We start from the raw sequence: 18,602 nt of genomic DNA, 5'->3' as shown, positions 1-18,602 counted from the left end.
GGGTGGTCACAACCCGGGTGCCCGCGTTGGTGGTGGACGTCTTGGCGGCGGGCCCGGGGGGGGGGGGGGAGCCCCCCCCCCCCCCCCCCACCGGGGGGGGGGGCCCCCCGGGCCCCGCGGCGCCCCCACCGGCCTTCCGCATGCCTCAGGAGCCGTCGGATCCCAGGGTGAGGGCGGTGTTCACCAGGCCGATGTGGCTGAAGGCCTGGGGGAAGTTGCCGAGCTGGCGCCCGCTCGCGGGGTCGTACTCCTCGGCGAGCAGGCCCACGTCGTTGCGCACGGCCAGCAGCCGTTCGAAGAGTTCCCGGGCCTCCTTGGGGCGGCCGGTCAGGTGCAGGGCGTCCGCCAGCCAGAACGAGCAGGCCAGGAAGGCCCCTTCGTCGCCGGGCAGCCCGTCGACGGAGGGGCCTTCGGTGCTGTAGCGGCGTACGAGCCCGCTGCTGCCCAGCTCGGCCCGTACGGCGTCGACGGTGCCGACGACGCGCGGGTCCTCGGGCGGCAGGAAGCCGACGCGGGGGATGAGCAGGGTGGCGGCGTCGAGTTCGCGGGAGCCGTAGTACTGGGTGAAGGTGCCGCGTTCGGGGTCGTAGCCGTGCTCGCAGACGTCGCGGTGGACCTCGTCGCGCATGGCCCGCCAGCGTTCCACGTCGCCGGGCATCTGGGGGGCGGCCTCCAGGGTGCGTACGGCCCGGTCGGCGGCCACCCAGGCCATCACCTTGGAGTGGGTGAAGTGGCGGCGCGGCCCGCGCACCTCCCACAGCCCCTCGTCGGGGCGGCGCCAGTTGCGCTCCAGGAAGTCGAGCAGGGCGAGCTGGATCTTCCAGGCGTGCCGTTCGGAGGCCAGGCCGGTGGAGCGGGCCAGGTACAGGGAGTCGAGGACCTCTCCGTAGACGTCCAGTTGGAGCTGGTCCACGGCGGCGTTGCCCACGCGGACGGGCGCCGAGCCGGCGTATCCGCGCAGCCACGGGAGCTCCGTCTCGGGGATGCGGCGCTCGCCGCCGATCCCGTACATGATCTGGAGGTCGGCCGGGTCGCCGGCCACGGCGCGCAGCAGCCAGCCGCGCCAGGCGCGGGCCTCGTCGCGGAAGCCGGTGCTCAGGAGGGCGCCGAGGGTGAGGGTGGCGTCGCGCAGCCAGCAGTAGCGGTAGTCCCAGTTGCGGACGCCGCCGAGCTCCTCGGGGAGGGAGGTGGTGGCGGCCGCGGCGATCCCGCCGGTGGGGGCGTAGGTGAGGGCCTTGAGGGTGATCAGGGAGCGGGTGACGGCCTCCTGGTAGGGGCCCTCGTAGCGGCACTCGGCGGACCAGTCGCGCCAGTCGGCGAGGCTCTGTTCGAGGGCCTCGTACGGGTCGACGCGGGCGGGGCGCGGTTGGTGCGAGGGGTGCCAGGTCAGGACGAAGGCGACCTTCTCGCCAGGGCCGACGGTGAATTCGGCGCGGGTGCTGTTGTACTCGCCCCAGGTGCGGACGGGGGGCTCGCTGCGGAACCAGACCGAGTCCGGTCCGGCGACGGCGACCCGGTCGCCCTCGCTGCGCCGGACCCAGGGGACGACGTGGCCGTAGTCGAAGCGCAGGCGCAGGGTGCTGCGGACCGTGACCCGGCCGGAGACGCCCTCGACGATGCGCATGACGTCGGGGGCGGTGTCGCGCTGCGGCATGAAGTCGGTGACCTTGACGGTGCCGTCGCCGGTCTCCCAGAGGGATTCGAGGACCAGGGACCCGTCGGCGTAGGCCCGCCGGGTGCACCGCTCGCCGTCGGCGGCGCCGGCCGGGGCGATCCTCCAGTGGCCGTTCTCCTCGTCGCCGAGGAGGGCGGCGAAGCAGGCGCCGGAGTCGAAGCGGGGCAGGCACAGCCAGTCGATGGACCCGTCGCGGCCGACCAGTGCGCTCGTCATGAGGTCGCCGATGAGTGCGTAGTCTTCGATGGGTTGTGTCATTTCTGCGCTGTTCCCCTGAATGCCCCGGGTCAATCAGGGCGCGGGAACAGGAGGATGGTGCGGCCGCCCCCGCGGCAGGGGCGGGGACGGCCGGGCGGTCAGCTCCGTACCAGGAGGGTGACCGCGGCGAGAACCACGCCGAGGGCGAGGGCCGCCGCCCCGAGGGCCGGGCGGGGGGTGCGCAGCGCCGGGAGCGGCAGGACGCGGTCGAGGGCGAGGCGGCCGGGGCCGGTGAGGGTGAGGGCGGCCGCGGCGGCCGCGAGGAGGAGCTCGTACTCCATGCCCTTGGGGGCGAAGAAGGCGCCGGCGCCGTGGACGGCGAGGGCGTTGATCATGGTGCCGGTGACGGCGGCCCCGGCGAGCGGGGTGAGCAGGCCGGCGGCGAGGCCGAGGCCGCCCAGGGTCTCGGTCAGGCCGGCGACGGCGGCCATGGTCTCGCCGGCCGGGTAGCCGGCGGAGGTGAAGAACTGGCCGGTGCCGCTGATCCCGCCGCCGCCGAACCAGCCGAAGAGCTTCTGGACGCCGTGGGCGGCGACGGCCAGGCCGAGGACCACGCGCAGGAGCAGCAGTCCGGCGTCCAGACCGGCGGTGGAGGCGGTGGGGGCGGGGGCGGATACGGCCGGCGCCGTGGCCGGGGCCTTCGTCGCGGTGGCGGAGGCGCTGGTCATGGGGGATTCCTTCCGGTCGGGGCGGTCCGACGGGGACGTTCGCGAGCAGGTTGTTCAAATTCGAACCGCCGCCCCCGACCCTAGCCACTGATGAGCCACTGATTCAAATTCGAACAACTCGTGTACCCTGGGGCCCATGGACGGAACGAGATGGCTGGACGAGCGTGAGATGCGGGCCTGGAGGGGCTTCCTGGCCGCTTCCGCCCTGGTGAACCGGCACCTCGACCAGCAGCTCAAGGACGATTCAGGACTCTCCCACCCCCAGTACGAGATCCTCGTGCGGCTCGCCGCGGCGCCCGACGGCGAGCTGCGCATGACGGAACTCGCCAACGGGCTGATCAACTCCAAGAGCGGGCTGACCTACCAGGTCACCCAGATGGAGAAGGCCGGACTGGTCCGGCGCCGCAGCTGCCCCTCCGACGTGCGCGGGGTCTTCGCCGTCCTCACCGAGGCCGGACTGGCCCGGCTGGAGGCCGCGGCGCCCGGCCATGTGACGGCCGTACGGGAGGTGCTCGTCGACGTGCTCACCCCCGCCCAGCTCGACGCGCTGGCCGACGGCCTCGGCGAGGTCAGCCGGCGGCTGCGCGAGAACGGCGGCTGACCTGCCGTCCGCTTGGCCGTTCCTCCCCTGATCCGGCGGCCCGCCGTGGTTGACTTCGAAACCCCGGCCTCGAACGGGCCCGGGGCGCCGCGCCATCTGGGAGGCAGCTTTGAGGATGCTCATCAACTCCGCGGACACCGTGGTCGCCGACGCGCTGCACGGGATGGCGGCCGCGCATCCCGAACTCGACGTGGACGTCGAGCGGCGGGTCGTGTCGCGGCGGGACGCGAAGAGCGGCGGCCGGGTCGGCCTGGTCTCCGGCGGAGGTTCCGGGCACGAACCGCTGCACGGCGGGTTCGTCGGGTACGGGATGCTCTCCGCGGCCTGCCCCGGCGAGGTGTTCACCTCCCCGGTGCCCAACCAGATGCTGCACGCGGCGGGCAGCGTGGACGCCGGAGCGGGCGTCCTGTTCGTCGTCAAGAACTACACCGGCGACGTCCTCAACTTCCAGATGGCCGCCGAGCTCGCCGAGGAGGACGGCCTGCGCGTGGAGAGCGTCCTCGTCAACGACGACGTCGCCGTCACGGACAGCCTGTACACGGCCGGGCGGCGCGGTACGGGCGCCACCCTGTTCGTGGAGAAGATCGCCGGGGCGGCCGCCGAGGAGGGGGCGCCGCTGGACCGGGTCGCGGCCCTCGCCCGTCAGGTCAACGAGAGCTCGCGCAGCTTCGGCGTCGCCCTCAGCGCCTGCACCACCCCCGCCAAGGGCAGCCCGACGTTCGAGCTCCCCGACGGGGAGCTGGAACTGGGCATCGGCATCCACGGCGAACCCGGCCGCGAGCGGCGGGCCATGATGACCTCCCGGGAGATCGCGGACGTGGCCGTGGGCGCCGTGCTGGACGGCCTCGCCGAGACGGGCGGCCCCGCCGACGGCCCCGTCCTGGCGCTGGTCAACGGCATGGGCGCGACCCCCCTGCTGGAGCTGTACGGGTTCCACGCGGAGGTGGCCCGGGTGCTGGAGGCGCGCGGCGTCCCCGTGGCCCGCGCCCTGGTCGGCAACTACGTCACCTCCCTCGACATGGCGGGCTGTTCGGTGACGCTCTGCCGGGCCGACGAGGAGCTCCTGCGGCTCTGGGACGCGCCGGTGCAGACTCCGGCGCTGCGCTGGGGCCGCTGAGGGGACGGGGCGGATGTCGGCGGGCGGAGCAGAGGGACGGACGGACCATGACGGACGAAGGGAATCCGGTGCGTGACGCAGAGTTCTTCCGAGGCTGGCTGGAGGCCGCCGCCGCGGCGGTGGAACGGGAGTCGGACCGGCTGACCGAGCTCGACTCCCCCATCGGCGACGCCGACCACGGCGCCAACCTCCTGCGCGGCTTCACGGCCGTCCGCGCCGCGCTGGCCGAGGCCGAGCCCTCGACGGCACCCGGCGCGCTCCTCCAGCTGGCGGGCCGCACGCTGATCTCCACGGTCGGCGGCGCCTCCGGCCCCCTGTACGGCACGCTGCTGCGCCGCACCGGCAAGGAGCTCGGGGAGGACGCCGAGGTCTCCGACGCCGCGCTGCAGCGGGCCCTGGAGGCCGGGGTGGCCGCGGTGGCCCAGCTGGGCGGGGCGGCCCCCGGCGACAAGACGATGCTGGACGCCCTGACCCCCGGGGTCGCGGCGCTGGGCACGTCCTACCGGGCGGCCGGGGACGCGGCGGAGGCGGGCGCGCTGGCGACGGTGCCGATACTGGCCCGCAAGGGCCGGGCGAGCTACCTGGGCGAACGCAGCGTGGGCCACCAGGACCCGGGCGCCACCTCCTCGGCCCTGCTGCTGACCGCCCTGGCGGACACGGCGGAGGGGGCCTCGTGACCCCGGTCGGCATCGTCCTGGTCTCGCACAGCGCCCAGGTGGCGGAGTCGGTGGCCGAGCTGGCCCGGGGCCTGGCGGCGGGCGGGGCGGTGGCCCGGGTGGCGCCGGCCGGCGGCAGCCCGGACGGAGGCCTCGGCACCAGCGCGGACCGGGTCCTCGCGGCGGTGGCGGCGGTGGACCAGGGGGCCGGGGTGGCCCTGCTGGCGGACCTGGGCAGCTCGGTCCTGACGGTGAAGGCCCTCCTCGCGGACGGCGACCTCTCCCCGGACTGCCGCCTGGTGGACGCCCCGTTCCTGGAGGGCGCGGTGGCGGCGGTCGTGGCGGCGTCGGCGGGCGCCTCCCTGGACGCGGTGGCCACGGCCGCCACGGAGGCGTACGACTACCGCAAGGCGTGACGGGGCGCGGGGGTGCGCGGCCGAAGCCCGCCCCCCGCACCCGGCGGTCTACCGCCCCCGGAGGGTGTCGAACTCGCGCCGCTCCCGCTTGGTGGGCCGCCCCGCCCCGCGGTCGCGCACGCCCACCACCGCGGCCTCCACCGGGGTCGGGGCCGGCGGGCTGTTGTCGACGTAGCACTCGACCGCCACCGGCGGGCCCACCCGCTTGGTCACGGGCCTGCGCACCACCACGACGCGCTCCCGTCCCGCGTGGAACAGCCGTACCTCGTCGCCCGCCCGGACCTGCTGCGCGGGCTTGGCCCGTTCGCCGTTGACCTTCACGTGGCCCGCCCGGCAGGCGGTCGCCGCGACCGACCGGGTCTTGGTGAGCCGGACCGACCAGATCCAGGCGTCGACCCGCGCGGTACCCGCCTCCAGCGGGCCCGGGCCGGCAGCCGCGCCCGTGCCGCTCTTCGTTTCAGCCATGCGCCGAGCCTATCGAGCCGAGCCCTTCGATCGTCGGCCCGGAGCCGGAACGCATTTTGGCGGATACCACAAGGCCCATGGCATCTGCGATAGAGAACGCGCCAAACGAATTGCACATGCGGCCGCAATGCCCCTACCTTGTCGCGCATGCAGTCCTACACCATCGGACAGGCGGCGCGTCTGCTGGGCGTCAGCCCCGACACCGCGCGCCGCTGGGCCGACGCCGGCCGGGTCGCGACCCATCGCGACGAGGCGGGGCGTCGCCTGATCAACGGCCGTGACCTCGCGGCCTTCTCCGTCGAGGTGGGCCAGGGCGCCCACACCGAGGACGGGGAGCCGTACACCTCGGCGCGCAACGCCTTCCCCGGCATCGTCACGGCCGTCACGCTCGGCGACGTGGCCGCCCAGGTCGAGATCCAGGCAGGTCCCCACCGCCTGGTCTCCCTGCTGACCCGCGAGGCCGTCGAGGAGCTCGGACTGGAGGTCGGCATGCAGGCCACCGCCCGCGTGAAGTCGACCAGCGTGCACATCGACCGCACCTGACCCCGGCGCGGCCCCCGTTCGCCCGTTCCACCACCGTTCGTCCCCACCCGCTCCGCCCGTCACGGCGCGGGTCATACCGTGCGGACCGGCACCCGGCCGGCCGCCGACCCGACCGAGGAGCACGTCCCATGCACGCGATCCTGAACGGCCGCCGCGCGGCCGCCGCCGCGCTGACCGCCGCCCTGCTCGTCCCGCTGTCCGCCTGCGGCGGCACCGACGAGAACAAGGACGGCGCGGCCGCCACCCCGGCCGCCTCGGCCCCGGCCTCCGCCCCCGCCAAGTCCGCGAACCTCACCGTGCTCGCCGCCTCCTCCCTCACCGACGTCTTCAAGACGGCCGGCGCCGCGTACGAGAAGTCCCACCCCGGCACCAAGGTGACCTTCTCCTTCGCCGGCTCGCAGGAGCTCGCCGCGCAGGTCAAGCAGGGCTCCCCGGCCGACGCGCTGGTGACCGCCGACACCAAGACCATGGACGGCCTCAAGGGCGACACCGGCGACGCCACGGTCATCGCGAAGAACCGCCTGGTCATCGCCGCCGGCAAGGGCAACCCCTTCAAGATCGCCGCGCTCAAGGACCTCGCCGACTCCAAGATCAAGGTCGTCCTCGCGGCGCCCGAGGTCCCCGTCGGCCGCTACAGCAAGCAGATCCTCGACGCCCAGAAGATCGAGGTGAAGCCGGTTTCCCAGGAGCCCAACGTCCGCGCCGTCCTGAGCAAGGTCGAGCTCGGTGAGGCCGACGCCGGCCTGGTCTACAAGACCGACTCCGCCAAGTCCGGCGACAAGGTCGTGAGCGTCGACATCCCGGACGACCAGAACGCCGTCGCCTCCTACCCGGCAGCCACGCTCAAGCAGTCCAAGAACGCCGAGGCCGCGGCCGCCTTCGTGGCCTGGCTGAGCACGCCCGAGGCGCAGAAGATCCTCCAGGACGCCGGCTTCCAGAAGCCGTAGGGCTCCGCGGGGGCTGCCCGGTCCGGGGGGACGGGCAGCCCCTTCGGCATACCCCCCGTCAGCCGGCCGCAGCAGCGGCCCGGCCGCCCAGCAGCCCCGACCAGGAACGCCATGAGCAGACTCCGCACCCGCAACCGGCCCCCCGTGACCCTGGCGCTCCCCGCGCTGCTCGCCGTCGCGTTCCTCCTGCTGCCGCTGGTCGGCATCCTCACCCGCACCGAATGGGGCGAGCTCGCCGACCACCTCACCAGCCCCGGGGTCACCGAGGCCCTGCGGCTGTCCCTGCTGGTCTCCGCCTGGGCACTCGGCCTCTCCCTGCTGCTCGGGGTGCCGCTGGCCTGGCTGCTGGCCCGGGTCGAGTTCAAGGGCAAGGCCTTCGTCCGCTCGCTGGTGCTGCTGCCGATGGTGCTGCCGCCGACCGTCGGCGGTGTCGCGCTGCTGCTGGGCTTCGGTCGGCGCGGGCTGCTGGGGCCCTGGCTGGAGGGCACCTTCGGCATCACCCTGCCCTTCCACACCTCCGGCGCCGTCGTGGCGGCCACGTTCGTCGCCATGCCCTTCCTCGTGATCAGCCTGGAGGGGGCACTCGGCGGGCTCAAGCAGAGCTACGAGGAGACCGCCGCCTCCCTCGGGGCCCGGCCCGTCCGGGTGTTCTTCACCGTGACCCTGCCCATGGTGGCGCCGGGCCTGATCGCGGGCGCGGCGCTGACCTGGGCCCGGGCACTGGGCGAGTTCGGCGCGACCATCACCTTCGCCGGGAACCTGCCCGGCACCACCCAGACCCTGCCGCTGCAGGTCTACCTGCTGCTCCAGGACCGCCCCGAGGCGGCCACCTCGGTGTCGCTGCTGCTGCTCGCCATCGCGATGGCCGTCCTGATCGCCCTGCGCGGCCGCTGGACCGGCACCCCGGCCGGCCGCAGGACCGCCGCGGCCGCCAGCGCCGCCACCGCCGCCGAGGAGCCGCCCGCGGGACCGGCCGGGAACCCGTCGACGGGGGCCGGGCCGACCCCCGCGGACGACGCGCGCTGGCCCCTGCACGCCGAGGTCACCGGCTTCAACCGGCTGACCCTCGACGCCGAACCGGGCACCACCATCGCCGTGGTCGGCGAGAACGGCGCGGGCAAGACCACCCTGCTGCGCGCCCTCCTCGGCCTGACCCCGCGCGCGCACGCCGAACTCCGGCTCGGCGACACCGACGTCACCGCCCTGCCCGCGCACCGCCGCCAGGTCGCCTGGGTCCCGCAGGACGGGGCGCTGTTCCCGCACCTGAGCGCCCTCGCCAACACCGCGTACGGGCTGCGTGCCCGCCGGGTGCCGCGCGCCGAGGCCCGCCGGGAGGCGCAGGCCTGGCTGGACCGCCTCGGCGTCGGACACCTCGCCCAGCGCAGGCCCGCCCAGCTGTCCGGCGGACAGGCGCAGCGGGTGGCGCTGGCCCGGGCCCTGGCCGCCCGCCCCCGGCTGCTGCTGCTCGACGAGCCGCTGGCCGCCCTCGACCAGACCACCCGGGCGCACGTGCGGCACACCCTGCGCACGCACCTGGCCGGCTTCGGCGGGGTGTGCCTGATCGTCACGCACGACCCGGTCGAGGCGGTGTCGCTGGCGGACCGGGTGCTGGTGCTGGCCGACGGGCGGACCCTGCAGGACGCCCCGCCCGCGGAGGTCACCCGGCATCCGCGCTCCCCCTGGGTGGCCCGGATGCTGGGCCGCAACGCCTGGCCGGGCACCGCATCCGCCGACGGGCTCGCGCTGGCGGGCGGCGGGCGGCTGGTGGTGGCGGAGCCGCTGCCGGAGGGGGCGGAGGCCCTCGCGATCATCGCCCCGGAGGCGGTGTCCGTCCACCGGGACCGCCCCGGCGGCAGCCCCCGCAACGTCTGGCCCGGCACGGTCCGGGAGGTCACCGCGGTCGGGAGCCGGCTGCGGCTGCTCGTCGGCTCGGCCGAGGCCCCCGACCTGGTCGCGGAGATCACCCCGGAGGCGGCGGCCGAACTGGGCGTGGCCGACGGCGCGTCGGTCTGGACGAGCGTGAAGGCCACCGAGGTCACGCTGGTACGGCTCTAGGCCTTCGGCCACCGCCTTCGCGACGCCCGACGGCTCAGGGCCTCGGCGGAGCCACCGTCAGCCAGTCCCGGCCGGGCGCCGCGAAGGCGTCGGCTCCGAACAGGGTGCGGCCGGAGCTGGGCGCCGAGACGGTCAGCACGCCCTCGTCGCGCCCGGCGGTGAAGCGGGGTGCGCCGAGGGTGAGGACGGCCGCCCTCTTCCCGGTGGCACGGCGGAACTGGGCGAGGCGCTGCGCCAGCAGGGCGGTCTCCTTGCGGTCCAGGGTGTCCGGCGTGTACGGGAGCACGACGGCCAGCGCGGCCGTCCCCGGCTCCCGGGCGGCGCTGTCCAGGGCCTGGCGCAGGGCCCGCATCCGGGCCAGTCCGGCGCCCCGGTCGAGCGTGCGGCGGCCGGTGTCGAGCGGGACGAAGCGCACCCCGCGGTGCACGAAGGACGCCCGCTCGGTGCCGGTCAGCACCAGTTCGGCGGCGCCTCGGGCCGGGTCCCCACCGACCGCGAACCGCCAGGGCCGGGCCTGGGCCTGTGCGGCGGTGCCCACCACCGGGTCGGGCCGGGCGGTGTCGGGGGCGGCCGGCCCCGTGGGCGGGGTGGCGGCGGTCAGGGTGTCCAGCAGCAGCCGGCCGGGGCGGGCGCCCGGGACCGCCGAGAGGCGGATGACGCGCAGGGGCTGCTCGGCGGTGGCCGGGACGGGCAGGCGCACCTCCCGCCAGCCGGTCCAGTCGGCGGCGGGCCCGCGCAGGGTCAGGGGCACCCCGTCGGCCCCCGCCAGCTCCACGGCGGGCCGGGCCCCGGAGCCGTCCCCGCCGACCCACAGCGACAGGGCGCGGGTCAGCTCCGGCACGGGCAGCGGGCGGGGCGGGGTCGCGGCCGCGCCGTCCCGCGCCTCCACGGCGAGCCCGGGGCCGGGGTGGCCCTCGGCGGGGGCCGCGCCCGACCCGGTCCAGGCGGCGGCGTCGTCGAACCCGGCCAGGGGCGCGGCCACCGAGCCGGCACCGAGGGCCAGTTCGGCCGTGGCGCCGGTGGCCTTGACGGTGGCGGTCAGCCGGCCGGCGGCCTGCGGGACGAGGGCGGTGACGGTGAAGCCGCCCCGGCCGTCCTCGGCGACCCGCCAGCGGGTGCGGTCGTAGCTCAGGGTCAGGTCCCGGGGCTCGACGGGTGCGGTGGCGCCCTGGGCGTCGTACCCGGTCAGGACGAACCCGGCGCTGTCCCCCCGCCCGTCGAGCCCGATCCGCCCGGGCACGGCCCGGAGCCCGGCGAGCGGCCCGAGCACCTCCAACCGCAGCACCCCCTCGGCCGCCCCACCGGCTCCGCCCGGCACCTGCGGGTGCGGCCCCCCGAGGACCACGGCGGCCGCACCCGCAGCGGTCGCCCCGGCGGGGTCGCTCCCGGTCCCGCCCCCGGCCGCCGGTGCCTCGGGCGCGCCACCGCGGGGCAGGGCGGTCGCGCCGGGGCTCGTTCCCGGGGTCTGCCGGGGCGCGGGCGGTCGTTCGGCGGTGGTTCGCGGTCCGGCCGAGACGCGGATCACGGCCGGGCCCGGGTGGTCGGCGCGGTAGACGCCGTCCGGGCCGATCCGGCCCCGGTCGGTGTGCCAGGTGGGGGTCGCGGCGGCGGGGGCGAGCACGGTGTCGTAGGCGGTGGCGGTGAGGGTGCGGGTCAGGCCGGGGAAGGTCCGGGCGGCGCCGCCGGCCGCTTCGACGCGGAAGCCGGCGAGCGGGCCGGGGCCGGCCGGGGCGGTCAGGACGAGGCCGTTGGGCACGGGGCGCTGCTGCCCGTCGGACGGGGAGTTCTCCAGGGTGAGGGCGGCCGCCCCGGGGTGGGCGGCGAGCAGGGTGGTGGAGCCGCCCCCGTCGAGGTTGAGGGCCTCGTACGCGCCGAGCCGGTGCATCAGGGCGCCCAGCGCGGTGAGGGTGAGGCCGCCGCTGTCCCGCTGGCGGCCGTCGACGGTGACCAGGCTCAGCCGCCGGCCGTCGCGCGAGAGGCCGACGGCGGTGCGCGGGGCGGCGGCGTCGTTGGCCTGGCCGTCGTGGTCGAGCGGCGTCCCGGCGGCGACCAGGGTTCCGCGCCCGCCGAGCGCCGTCACCGGAGCCGGCCCCGACGCGGGCAGCGGCCGGGCGGTGACGGCCACCTCGTCCCCCGGCCGCAGGGCGGCGAGGGCGGCCGCCTGGGCGGTGCCGCGGCCGGTGAGCAGGGTGGTGCCGGGGGCGGGCCGCGCCGCGGGGGCGGGGCCGGTGGAGACCACCCGGCCGTCGCGCAGCCCGACGGCCGGCCCGGGCCCCAGGGCGGGGAGCCGCTTGCCGCCCCAGTCGGCGGTGTAGACGGCGTACCCCTGCGCGGGCGGCTTGGCGGCGTTGTACCCGGCCAGGGGGTACGCCTTCCCGCCGGGCAGGGTCACCGTCCCCTCCAGGCCGAGGCGCAGCAGGCGGCCCGTCCCGTCCGGGCCGAAGCCGACGGCGGCACCCCCGCCGGGCCCGGCCGAGGCGGAGTGCAGGAGCCGTCCGGAGCCGATGCCGGGGCCGAGGGGGGCTCCGGTGGCCCGGATGTCGAAGAAGTCGCCGTTGACGGCCGCCACCACGCGCCGCCCGGGTCCGGGGCGGTGGCGGGCGGCGGCTTCGGCGAGGGTGACGGGCCCGGAGCCGCCGCCGGTGCCCAGGTACTCGGCGCGTACGCCGCCGTGCGGGTCGAGGTCGGCGACGAGCTCGTCGATCCGCAGCCAACGGTCGGCCTCCAGCCGGTCGTAGGACTCCAGCCGGATGCCGGGGGCGAGCTGTCGGGTGGTGCGGGCGGTCTCGATGCCGTCGCCGCTGCCGTCGGCCGCGTACGCGGGGACGGGGGCCAGCAGGACGGCGGTCAGCAGGGCCGGCAGCAGCGGGCGGAGGCTCATCACCCCGGCAGGATCGCCGCACTGTACGACCATCAGACCGGGGGCGCACCGCGTGGACCTGCGGGTTCAGCCGTTCGTACCCCCCGCACACCCGTGTGGACGCCGGGGCGGTGGCTGACATATGTTCACCCCCATTGCCCGGGGCCGCGCTCGGCCGGCGCCGCCGCGCAACCCGACCGTTCTTTGCAGACGTTCCCGTGGGGGGTACTCCGTCATGTCCTTCGGCTCGCCCGGATCAGCACCGTCCCCGGTCCTCGGCTACCAGCCGCAGCTGCCGAACCTCCCCGTGCTGCGCTCGCCGCAGGGGCTGGCGACCGCGCTGACCGTACTCCTGTCGGTCTGCGCGGGGGTGAACCTCCTCTCGGTCGGAGTGGGCGTGTACACCTGGTCCCTGACGCGGGTCCTGACGGGTGATCCGGCCGCGGTCCGGGACGAGGCCCTGCGGCAGTCCGGCCTCCCCTCCAGCGTGACGGCGTCCCTCCAGATGCTGTCGCTGCTGGCGACCGGCATCGTGTTCATCGTCTGGTTCCACCGGGTGCGCACCAACGGCCAGGTCTTCCTCCCCGGCGGCTTCAGCCAGTCGCGCGGCTGGGCCATCGGTGGTTGGTTCGTTCCGTTCGGCAACCTCTACCTCCCGTACCGGATCGCGAAGGAGACCTGGCGGGCCGCCGACCGGCCCGCCTCGGACGGTTCGCGGCCGCGCGTGTCGACCGCGCCCGTGACGGCCTGGTGGCTGGTGTGGGTCGGCTCCACGCTCTGCGACGGCGTCGTGCAGCAGCTGTACAGGCGGGTCGAGACCCCCGAGGCGCTGGGCACCGCCTCCGGCTTCAGCGCTTTCGCGGACCTGTGCACGGCCGCCGCGGCCGTCCTCGCGATTCTCTTCGTCCGCAGGCTGACGGCCCTCCAGCACACCCGGGCCGTGAGCATGTACGCGGCGGTGTGACGACCGGCCTACCCCGCCGCCAGGACGGTGAACTCGCACCACACGCACTTCCCGCTCCCCCGGGGCTCCACCCCCCAGCCGTCCGCGAGCCGGTCGACCAGCATCAGGCCCCGCCCCGAGACCGCCCAGTCGTCGGTCTCCCGGCGGTGCGGCAGGGCGCTGCTGGAGTCCTCGACCTCGACCCGGATCCGGCCCTCGGCGGTCAGCCGCATGCCGACCTCTCCGCCGCCCTCGGTGTGCACGAGGGCGTTGGTCATCAGCTCGTCGGCGGCCAGCTCGATCTCGTCGGCCCGCTCCCGGGCGCCCCAGGCGGCCGCGGCCGCCCGGATCAGGTGCCGGGCCAGGGCCGGGCCCTCGGTGTCGCCCGGAGCCAGGCGCTGGCGCAGCGGGCCGCCGCCGCGGGGGGCGGGGGTGCCACGGCGGCGCAGCACGAGCAGGGCCATGTCGTCGCCGCCGCCGGCGTCCCCGACCAGGTCGCAGAGCGCGTCGGCGAGGTCCTCGACGTCGGCCGGGCCCTCGCAGGCCGCGTCCATGAACTCCCGCATCCCGGTCTCCAGGTCCCCGCCGGGCCGTTCGACCAGGCCGTCGGTGCAGAGCAGCAGGGTGTCGCCGGGGTGCAGCTCGAAGCTGGTGACGGGGTAGCCGCAGCCGGTGCCGGAGGGCTCGCGCGGGGGCAGGCCGAGCGGGAGGCCGCCCGCCACCTGGACCCGGTGGCAGCTGCCGTCGCCGCGTCGGACCACGGGGTCGAGGTGGCCGGCGCGGACCAGGCGGAGCATGCCGGTGTTCAGGTCCGCCTCGGCGTAGGTGCAGGTGGCGAAGCGCTCGGTGGCGAGGTCGCGCAGGAAGGCGGAGGCGCGGGCCATGGCCGTGCCCGGGGTGTGGCCCTCCAGGACGTAGGCGCGGAGCACGATGCGCAGCTGGCCCATGACGGCCGCCGCGTCGGTGTCGTGGCCCTCGACGTCGCCGATCATCACGCCGACCCGGCCCTCGCCGAGGGGGATGACGTCGTACCAGTCGCCGCCGATGTCCCGGCCGATCCGGGCCGCCCGGTACCGTACGGCGATCCGGGCGCCGGCCACCTCCGGGACGTGGCGGGGCAGCATGGCCCGCTGGAGTCCCTCGGCGAGGTCGTGTTCCTGTTCGAAGAGGATGGCCCGCTGGAGGCTCTGCGCGATGCCGCTGGCGAGCGCCACCAGGACGTTGCGTTCCTCGGCGGTGAAGTCCCCCTCGCGGGTGTAGAGCAGCCCGAGGGCCCCGATGGGGCGGCCCTGGGCGATGAGGGGCAGGTAGACGCCGCTGCGGACGGACAGGGGTTCGATGTACGGCCACAGGTCCGGGTAGCGCCGGCGGAACTCCTCGCGCGAGGCGAGGTGGACGGCCTGGAGGGTGCGGACGGCTTCGCTCATCGGGAGCCGGGCGTCGATGCGGGTGTACTCGATCTCGGGCACGTAGGCGCCGAGCTGGCCCTCCGCGACGAGGTGGATCCGGCCGCCGTCGACGACGCCGAGCATCACGCTGACGGCGCCGAGGTGGCCGAGGCCCTCGGGGTCCTTGAGGATGTCGGTGACGTCGTTGACGGTGCGGGCGTGCGCGAGGATCGCGGCGGTCCGCTCGACGACGCCGGTCATCCGGCGCCGGCCCTCGTCGCGTTCCCCGGCCGCGCCGGGCTCCCCCGGGTCCTGGGCGGCGTCGCGGACGATCCCGATGATCCGGTACGGGCGGCCGGCCGGGTCGCGCAGGACGTGGCCCTGGAGGTGGGTCCAGGCGGTGCCGCCGTCCCGGCGCAGGGCTCGGAAGTAGGCCCCGTAGTGGCTGCGGCCGTCGTGCAGGGCCTGCCGGACGCGGTGGTCGAGGCGGTCGGCGTCGGCCGGGAGGACCCTGGCGCGCAGCCCGTCGGGGGTGCCGTCGAACCCTTCCGGGGGCAGGTCGAGGACCTCGAGGGCGGTGGCGTCCAGGTGCAGGCGGCCGCCGTCGAGGTCCCAGTCGAAGGTGCCCATGCGGTTGAGCGCGAGGCTCAGGTCGGGCCGCGCCGGCCAGTCGACCGCCGGGGCCGGTGCCCGCGGGTCCATGCAGCCAGGGTCTCACTCTTCCCGGTGCCCGGCAGCCCACCCGCCCGCTGCCGTGCCGGGTCGGGCCCGCGATTTGCCGGGGCCGGGGCCCGGGCAGACGATCGGATCGTCCCCTCTGTCTGCGAAGGGAAAGCTCCCATGAGGCGCCTGAGCTGGAAGTACCGGGCCACGGTCGGGACGGTGCTGGCGTGCGGACTGGCGGTGGGGCTCGCGACGCCGTCCTCGGCCGCTTCGAAGCTGCTGAGCCTGAAGCTGAACGCCCCGTACGTGACGGTCTCGTTCCTCGACACCGAACCCCATGACAAGAGCAACGTGCTCGTCCTGCGCCCGGAGGGCGGCGGGGAGACCCTGCGGGTGATCCTCTCCGACGAGGTCCCCGGGGTGGGCAAGACCGTCGTCAAGAAGCTGGACGCCGGGATCCGCCCGGGCACCCGCTACTGCGCGGCGGTCGAGGTGGCCGTCCTGAAGGCGCAGGAGCCGACGGAGTTGCCCACGGACTTCCCGACGGCGCTGCCCGAACCGGACGACGTCGGCACGATCTACGAGACGGGCACGGTCTGCGCGGACCCGTCCTGACCCGGGCCGGCCGGGACGCCCCCGGGCCCCTCTCCGCGGTACGGAGGGGGGCCCGGGGGCGTGTCCCTAGTAGGGGTTCGCCGGAGGGTTGGCGGGCGGTGGGGTCGCGGCCGGGGGCGGGGTGTACTTGGGCGGGGTGTACTTCGGGGTGGTGGGCGTGGGCGGGTACGGCTCCGTCGCGGACGCGGACGGGGGTTCGGCGGTCTCCGAGGAGGGCTCGGTCGGGGTCTCGGTGGCCGGGGCGGTCTCCGTGGCGGGCGGGGGCTGCGTCGTCGGAGTGGTGGGCTTGGGGGTCGGCGTGGCGGGGGCGGCCGTCGGCGTGGCCGGGGCGGTCGACGGGGCGACGGTGGGCACCGGGGTCGTCGTCGGCGGGGGCGGGACGGGCCTGTCGGGCTTCGGGGCGGCGCCGCGCCCGCGTTCGAGCCAGCGGCGGTCCTGGTGGTCGTAGATGACGAAGGCGTTCACGGTGGTCTCCGACGGCGCGATGACCACCACCTTCGACGGCTGGTACGCGGGCCACGGCTCCCCGTTGCGCTTCGGGTTGGCCTTGAGCGCCACCGGGGGGCTGAGCGGGTTCCCGCAGGAGCACCGCACCCTGGGCACCCCGCGGTCGTCGACCAGTACGGCCGTCCCGGCCTGGAGCACCGCCTGGTAGGCGGTGGGGGCGCCGTCGCGGAAGCCGTGGTTGGTGACCCGGGTGTCCAGCCGCAGCTGTACGGCGGTGAGGCCGCGCAGGTAGCCGGGCACGTCGGCCGGTCCGATGCCGAGGGCGGAGGCGAAGGCGCCGTTCTTGGCGGGCTGTCCGTTCAGCGCCGAGATCTGCTTCTCCACGTCGCAGCTGGCGACGTCCTTCGTGCCGCCGTAGAGACCGGGCGCGGAGCCGCTGACGCTGCGCGTGGCCGTCGTTCCGGAGGCCGTCGCGGTGGCCGTGGCGGGGCTCTGGCCGGTCGCGGGGCTCTGGGGCGGCACGGTGGCCTGCCGCGCGGCGGTGGACTCGGTGAAGGGGTCCGGCCCGGAGGCGGCGGCCGACTGGAGGAACACCTCGCCCCCGGCCTGCGCGGAGGATCCACCGCCGGGCCGGGTCAGCACCACGGCCAGGGCGGCGACGGCCGCGACCGCCACGGCAGCCGCGACCATCCGGGGCACGGACCGCCACCAGGGACGTCCGGGCGGTTCCCCGCCCCCGCCGCCGGAGGAGCCCCCGGGAGGTGCGGGCGGCGGGGGCACGGACCCCCGATCGCCACCCGACAGGGGGCCGGAAGGGGGACCCGTGGGACGTTCCGAGGACGGCGGCTGCGAGGAGGACGGGGGCTGCTGCCCACCGGACGGCTGAGTGGTCACGGGCCCTTCTTCCCGAGCACCGAACGAGAGAATTCCGGACATCTGCCGGATTTCAGGCACTCCTTGGGTCATTGTGTGCGGGGGCCGAGTGGTGGCCGCAAGCCGGGAGTGCCACGGTTGCAGGGTGAGCAGCACCTCCGTGAGGGCATGGCGCGAGGCCCTCGCCGCCGTCGTGGCGGGCTTCGCGGTGATGACCGCGGTGGCCGCCGCGGGGCTGGCCTGCGCGGGCGCGGCCGATCTGCCGGGCGGCGCGTTCCCCCATGTGGTCGCCGCCGTCGTCGTGATGGCGGCGGGCGGCGAGGTCGGCGTCACGGGCAGCGCCGGGCTGCTGGGCGGCGCCGGCGCGAGCCTGTCCGTGCTGCCGCTGTCGGTGAGCCTGGCCGGCGCGCTGACCACCGGGTACCTCTTCCTGCGCCCGCTGCGCCACCGTGCGGTGGCCCGGCCGCGCGAGCTGCTCGCCCGGGGCGCCCTGCCGGCCGTGCTGTGGCTGGTCCTGCTGGCCCTCTTCGCCCTGTTCGCCGACCACACCTTCCGGCTGCTGAACGACGACTCCCCGCTGGAGGACCTCGGCGAAGTCCTCGACACCACCCCGACGGTGGGCTTCCGGGCGGACCTGCCCGCCACCCTGGGTTTCGGACTGCTGTGGATCCTGGGCCTGTTGCTGATCGCCCTGCTGGTCTCCCGGCGCGCCCCGCTGCCGGCCGGACTGCTGCGCTTCCACACGGCGGTGCGCCCGGCCGCGTTCGCGACCGCCGTGCTGCTCGTCGGCTACGTGGTCCTCGCCCTGGTGGTCGGCCTGGTGGTGGCCGGCACCCAGGGGCACGCCACACGGACCCTCGCCGTGCTGCTGCTCGGCCTGCCCAACCTGGCCTGGCTCGCTCTGACCCTGGGCTTCGGCGGCGCGTGGCAGGGCCGGGCGGAGGGCCCGTTCGGGCTGCCGGTGCCGCAGCTGCTGGACCGGGTGCTGCGCGGGCCCGACCTGTCCACCCTCGACGTGTCCTTGCTGGCCCGGCATGACGGGCGGGCGTGGTGGCTCGTCGCGGTGGCCGCCGTCGCCCTGCTCGGCGCGGGCGTGCTGGCCGCCGTCCGCTCCCCGGCGGGGGTGCGGGCGTGGCAGCACGCGCTGCACCTGGGCGTGGCGCTGGCGCTGGCCACGCTGACGATCTGCCTGCTGGGCCGCGTCGAGGCCCAGTTCGGGCTCTCCCTGCTGGGCATCGGGGACGACTCGGGGCTCGGGGGCAGGATCGAGCTCACCGCGTCGCTGTGGCGGACGACCGGCCTCGGCCTGCTCTGGGGGGCGGTGGCGGGCTTCCTGGGCGCCTTCCTGGCCCGCCCGCTGCACCACCCCGGGCCCGTGGACGAGCCCTCCCCCACCCGCCGGGAGCGGTGAG

Annotated in this window: 16 protein-coding genes; 10 read left to right on the top strand and 6 right to left on the bottom strand. The window is 76.1% G+C overall.

Features of this window, described 5'->3' with window-relative positions:
* Positions 1–145 precede the first annotated feature (145 nt).
* Positions 146–1,933, bottom strand: coding sequence for a glycoside hydrolase family 15 protein (locus tag ACFY0O_RS27265; protein ID WP_388951246.1), 1,788 nt, complete (start codon positions 1,931–1,933; stop codon positions 146–148).
* A gap of 98 nt (positions 1,934–2,031) precedes the next feature.
* Positions 2,032–2,601 carry a DoxX family protein gene (locus ACFY0O_RS27260; RefSeq protein WP_388951243.1) on the bottom strand — a complete coding sequence of 190 codons (570 nt, stop codon included), beginning with the start codon at positions 2,599–2,601 and terminating at the stop codon, positions 2,032–2,034.
* 136 nt (positions 2,602–2,737) lie between these two features.
* Here ACFY0O_RS27260 and ACFY0O_RS27255 point away from each other — a divergent pair, with 136 nt between their 5' ends.
* The 4 genes from ACFY0O_RS27255 (at position 2,738) to ACFY0O_RS27240 (ending at position 5,391) form a co-directional block, all read left to right on the top strand.
* Positions 2,738–3,202 carry a MarR family transcriptional regulator gene (locus ACFY0O_RS27255; protein ID WP_358894730.1) on the top strand — a complete coding sequence of 155 codons (465 nt, stop codon included), beginning with the start codon at positions 2,738–2,740 and terminating at the stop codon, positions 3,200–3,202.
* A 109-nt stretch (positions 3,203–3,311) separates the two neighbouring features.
* Positions 3,312–4,319, top strand: coding sequence for a dihydroxyacetone kinase subunit DhaK (gene dhaK, locus ACFY0O_RS27250; RefSeq protein WP_388951241.1), 1,008 nt, complete (start codon positions 3,312–3,314; stop codon positions 4,317–4,319).
* A gap of 68 nt (positions 4,320–4,387) precedes the next feature.
* On the top strand, positions 4,388–4,996 hold the full coding sequence (dhaL, locus tag ACFY0O_RS27245) for a dihydroxyacetone kinase subunit DhaL (protein WP_388951239.1): 609 nt from the start codon (positions 4,388–4,390) through the stop codon (positions 4,994–4,996).
* Positions 4,993–5,391 carry a PTS-dependent dihydroxyacetone kinase phosphotransferase subunit DhaM gene (locus ACFY0O_RS27240; protein WP_388951237.1) on the top strand — a complete coding sequence of 133 codons (399 nt, stop codon included), beginning with the start codon at positions 4,993–4,995 and terminating at the stop codon, positions 5,389–5,391. Before dhaL ends, ACFY0O_RS27240 begins: the two co-directional genes overlap by 4 nt.
* Positions 5,392–5,439: 48 nt before the next feature.
* Here ACFY0O_RS27240 and ACFY0O_RS27235 read toward each other — a convergent pair whose 3' ends face one another.
* Positions 5,440–5,856 (bottom strand): S4 domain-containing protein, encoded by a 417-nt coding sequence (locus tag ACFY0O_RS27235; protein ID WP_358894726.1) that lies wholly within the window; start codon positions 5,854–5,856, stop codon positions 5,440–5,442.
* Between the two features lie 147 nt (positions 5,857–6,003).
* Here ACFY0O_RS27235 and ACFY0O_RS27230 point away from each other — a divergent pair, with 147 nt between their 5' ends.
* The 3 genes from ACFY0O_RS27230 to ACFY0O_RS27220 all read left to right on the top strand — a co-directional run bounded on the left by ACFY0O_RS27230 (position 6,004) and on the right by ACFY0O_RS27220 (position 9,401).
* The gene (locus ACFY0O_RS27230) at positions 6,004–6,399 is read left to right on the top strand and encodes a molybdopterin-binding protein (protein WP_042809951.1); all 396 of its coding nucleotides are present in this window, start codon (positions 6,004–6,006) and stop codon (positions 6,397–6,399) included.
* Positions 6,400–6,527: 128 nt separating this feature from the next.
* Positions 6,528–7,346, top strand: a complete 819-nt coding sequence (gene modA, locus ACFY0O_RS27225) for a molybdate ABC transporter substrate-binding protein (protein ID WP_388951233.1) — start codon at positions 6,528–6,530, stop codon at positions 7,344–7,346.
* A 111-nt stretch (positions 7,347–7,457) separates the two neighbouring features.
* Complete coding sequence (locus tag ACFY0O_RS27220) at positions 7,458–9,401, top strand: ABC transporter permease (RefSeq protein ID WP_388951230.1); 1,944 nt, start codon at positions 7,458–7,460, stop codon at positions 9,399–9,401.
* Positions 9,402–9,435: 34 nt separating this feature from the next.
* Here ACFY0O_RS27220 and ACFY0O_RS27215 read toward each other — a convergent pair whose 3' ends face one another.
* Positions 9,436–12,282, bottom strand: coding sequence for a phosphodiester glycosidase family protein (locus tag ACFY0O_RS27215; protein ID WP_388951227.1), 2,847 nt, complete (start codon positions 12,280–12,282; stop codon positions 9,436–9,438).
* A 214-nt stretch (positions 12,283–12,496) separates the two neighbouring features.
* On the opposite strand from ACFY0O_RS27215, the gene ACFY0O_RS27210 reads away from it, so the two are divergent.
* Positions 12,497–13,225, top strand: coding sequence for a DUF4328 domain-containing protein (locus ACFY0O_RS27210; RefSeq protein ID WP_388951223.1), 729 nt, complete (start codon positions 12,497–12,499; stop codon positions 13,223–13,225).
* 8 nt (positions 13,226–13,233) lie between these two features.
* On the opposite strand, the gene ACFY0O_RS27205 is transcribed toward ACFY0O_RS27210, so the two are convergent.
* A complete protein-coding gene (locus ACFY0O_RS27205; RefSeq protein WP_388951220.1) occupies positions 13,234–15,294 on the bottom strand; it encodes a SpoIIE family protein phosphatase in 2,061 nt (686 codons plus the stop codon).
* 138 nt (positions 15,295–15,432) lie between these two features.
* Between ACFY0O_RS27205 and ACFY0O_RS27200 the strand changes: the two genes are divergently transcribed.
* Positions 15,433–15,870 (top strand): hypothetical protein, encoded by a 438-nt coding sequence (locus tag ACFY0O_RS27200; protein ID WP_358894720.1) that lies wholly within the window; start codon positions 15,433–15,435, stop codon positions 15,868–15,870.
* A gap of 66 nt (positions 15,871–15,936) precedes the next feature.
* On the opposite strand, the gene ACFY0O_RS27195 is transcribed toward ACFY0O_RS27200, so the two are convergent.
* Positions 15,937–17,016: a DUF6777 domain-containing protein gene (locus ACFY0O_RS27195; RefSeq protein WP_388951217.1), complete on the bottom strand. Its 1,080-nt coding sequence runs from the start codon at positions 17,014–17,016 to the stop codon at positions 15,937–15,939.
* A gap of 319 nt (positions 17,017–17,335) precedes the next feature.
* On the opposite strand from ACFY0O_RS27195, the gene ACFY0O_RS27190 reads away from it, so the two are divergent.
* Positions 17,336–18,601, top strand: a complete 1,266-nt coding sequence (locus tag ACFY0O_RS27190; protein ID WP_388951215.1) for a streptophobe family protein — start codon at positions 17,336–17,338, stop codon at positions 18,599–18,601.
* Position 18,602: the final 1 nt, after the last annotated feature.

Origin of the sequence: Streptomyces sp. NPDC001594 (assembly GCF_042893675.1) — a bacterium.
Lineage (GTDB): Bacteria > Actinomycetota > Actinomycetes > Streptomycetales > Streptomycetaceae > Streptomyces.
This window is presented reverse-complemented; position numbering and strand designations above follow the sequence as displayed.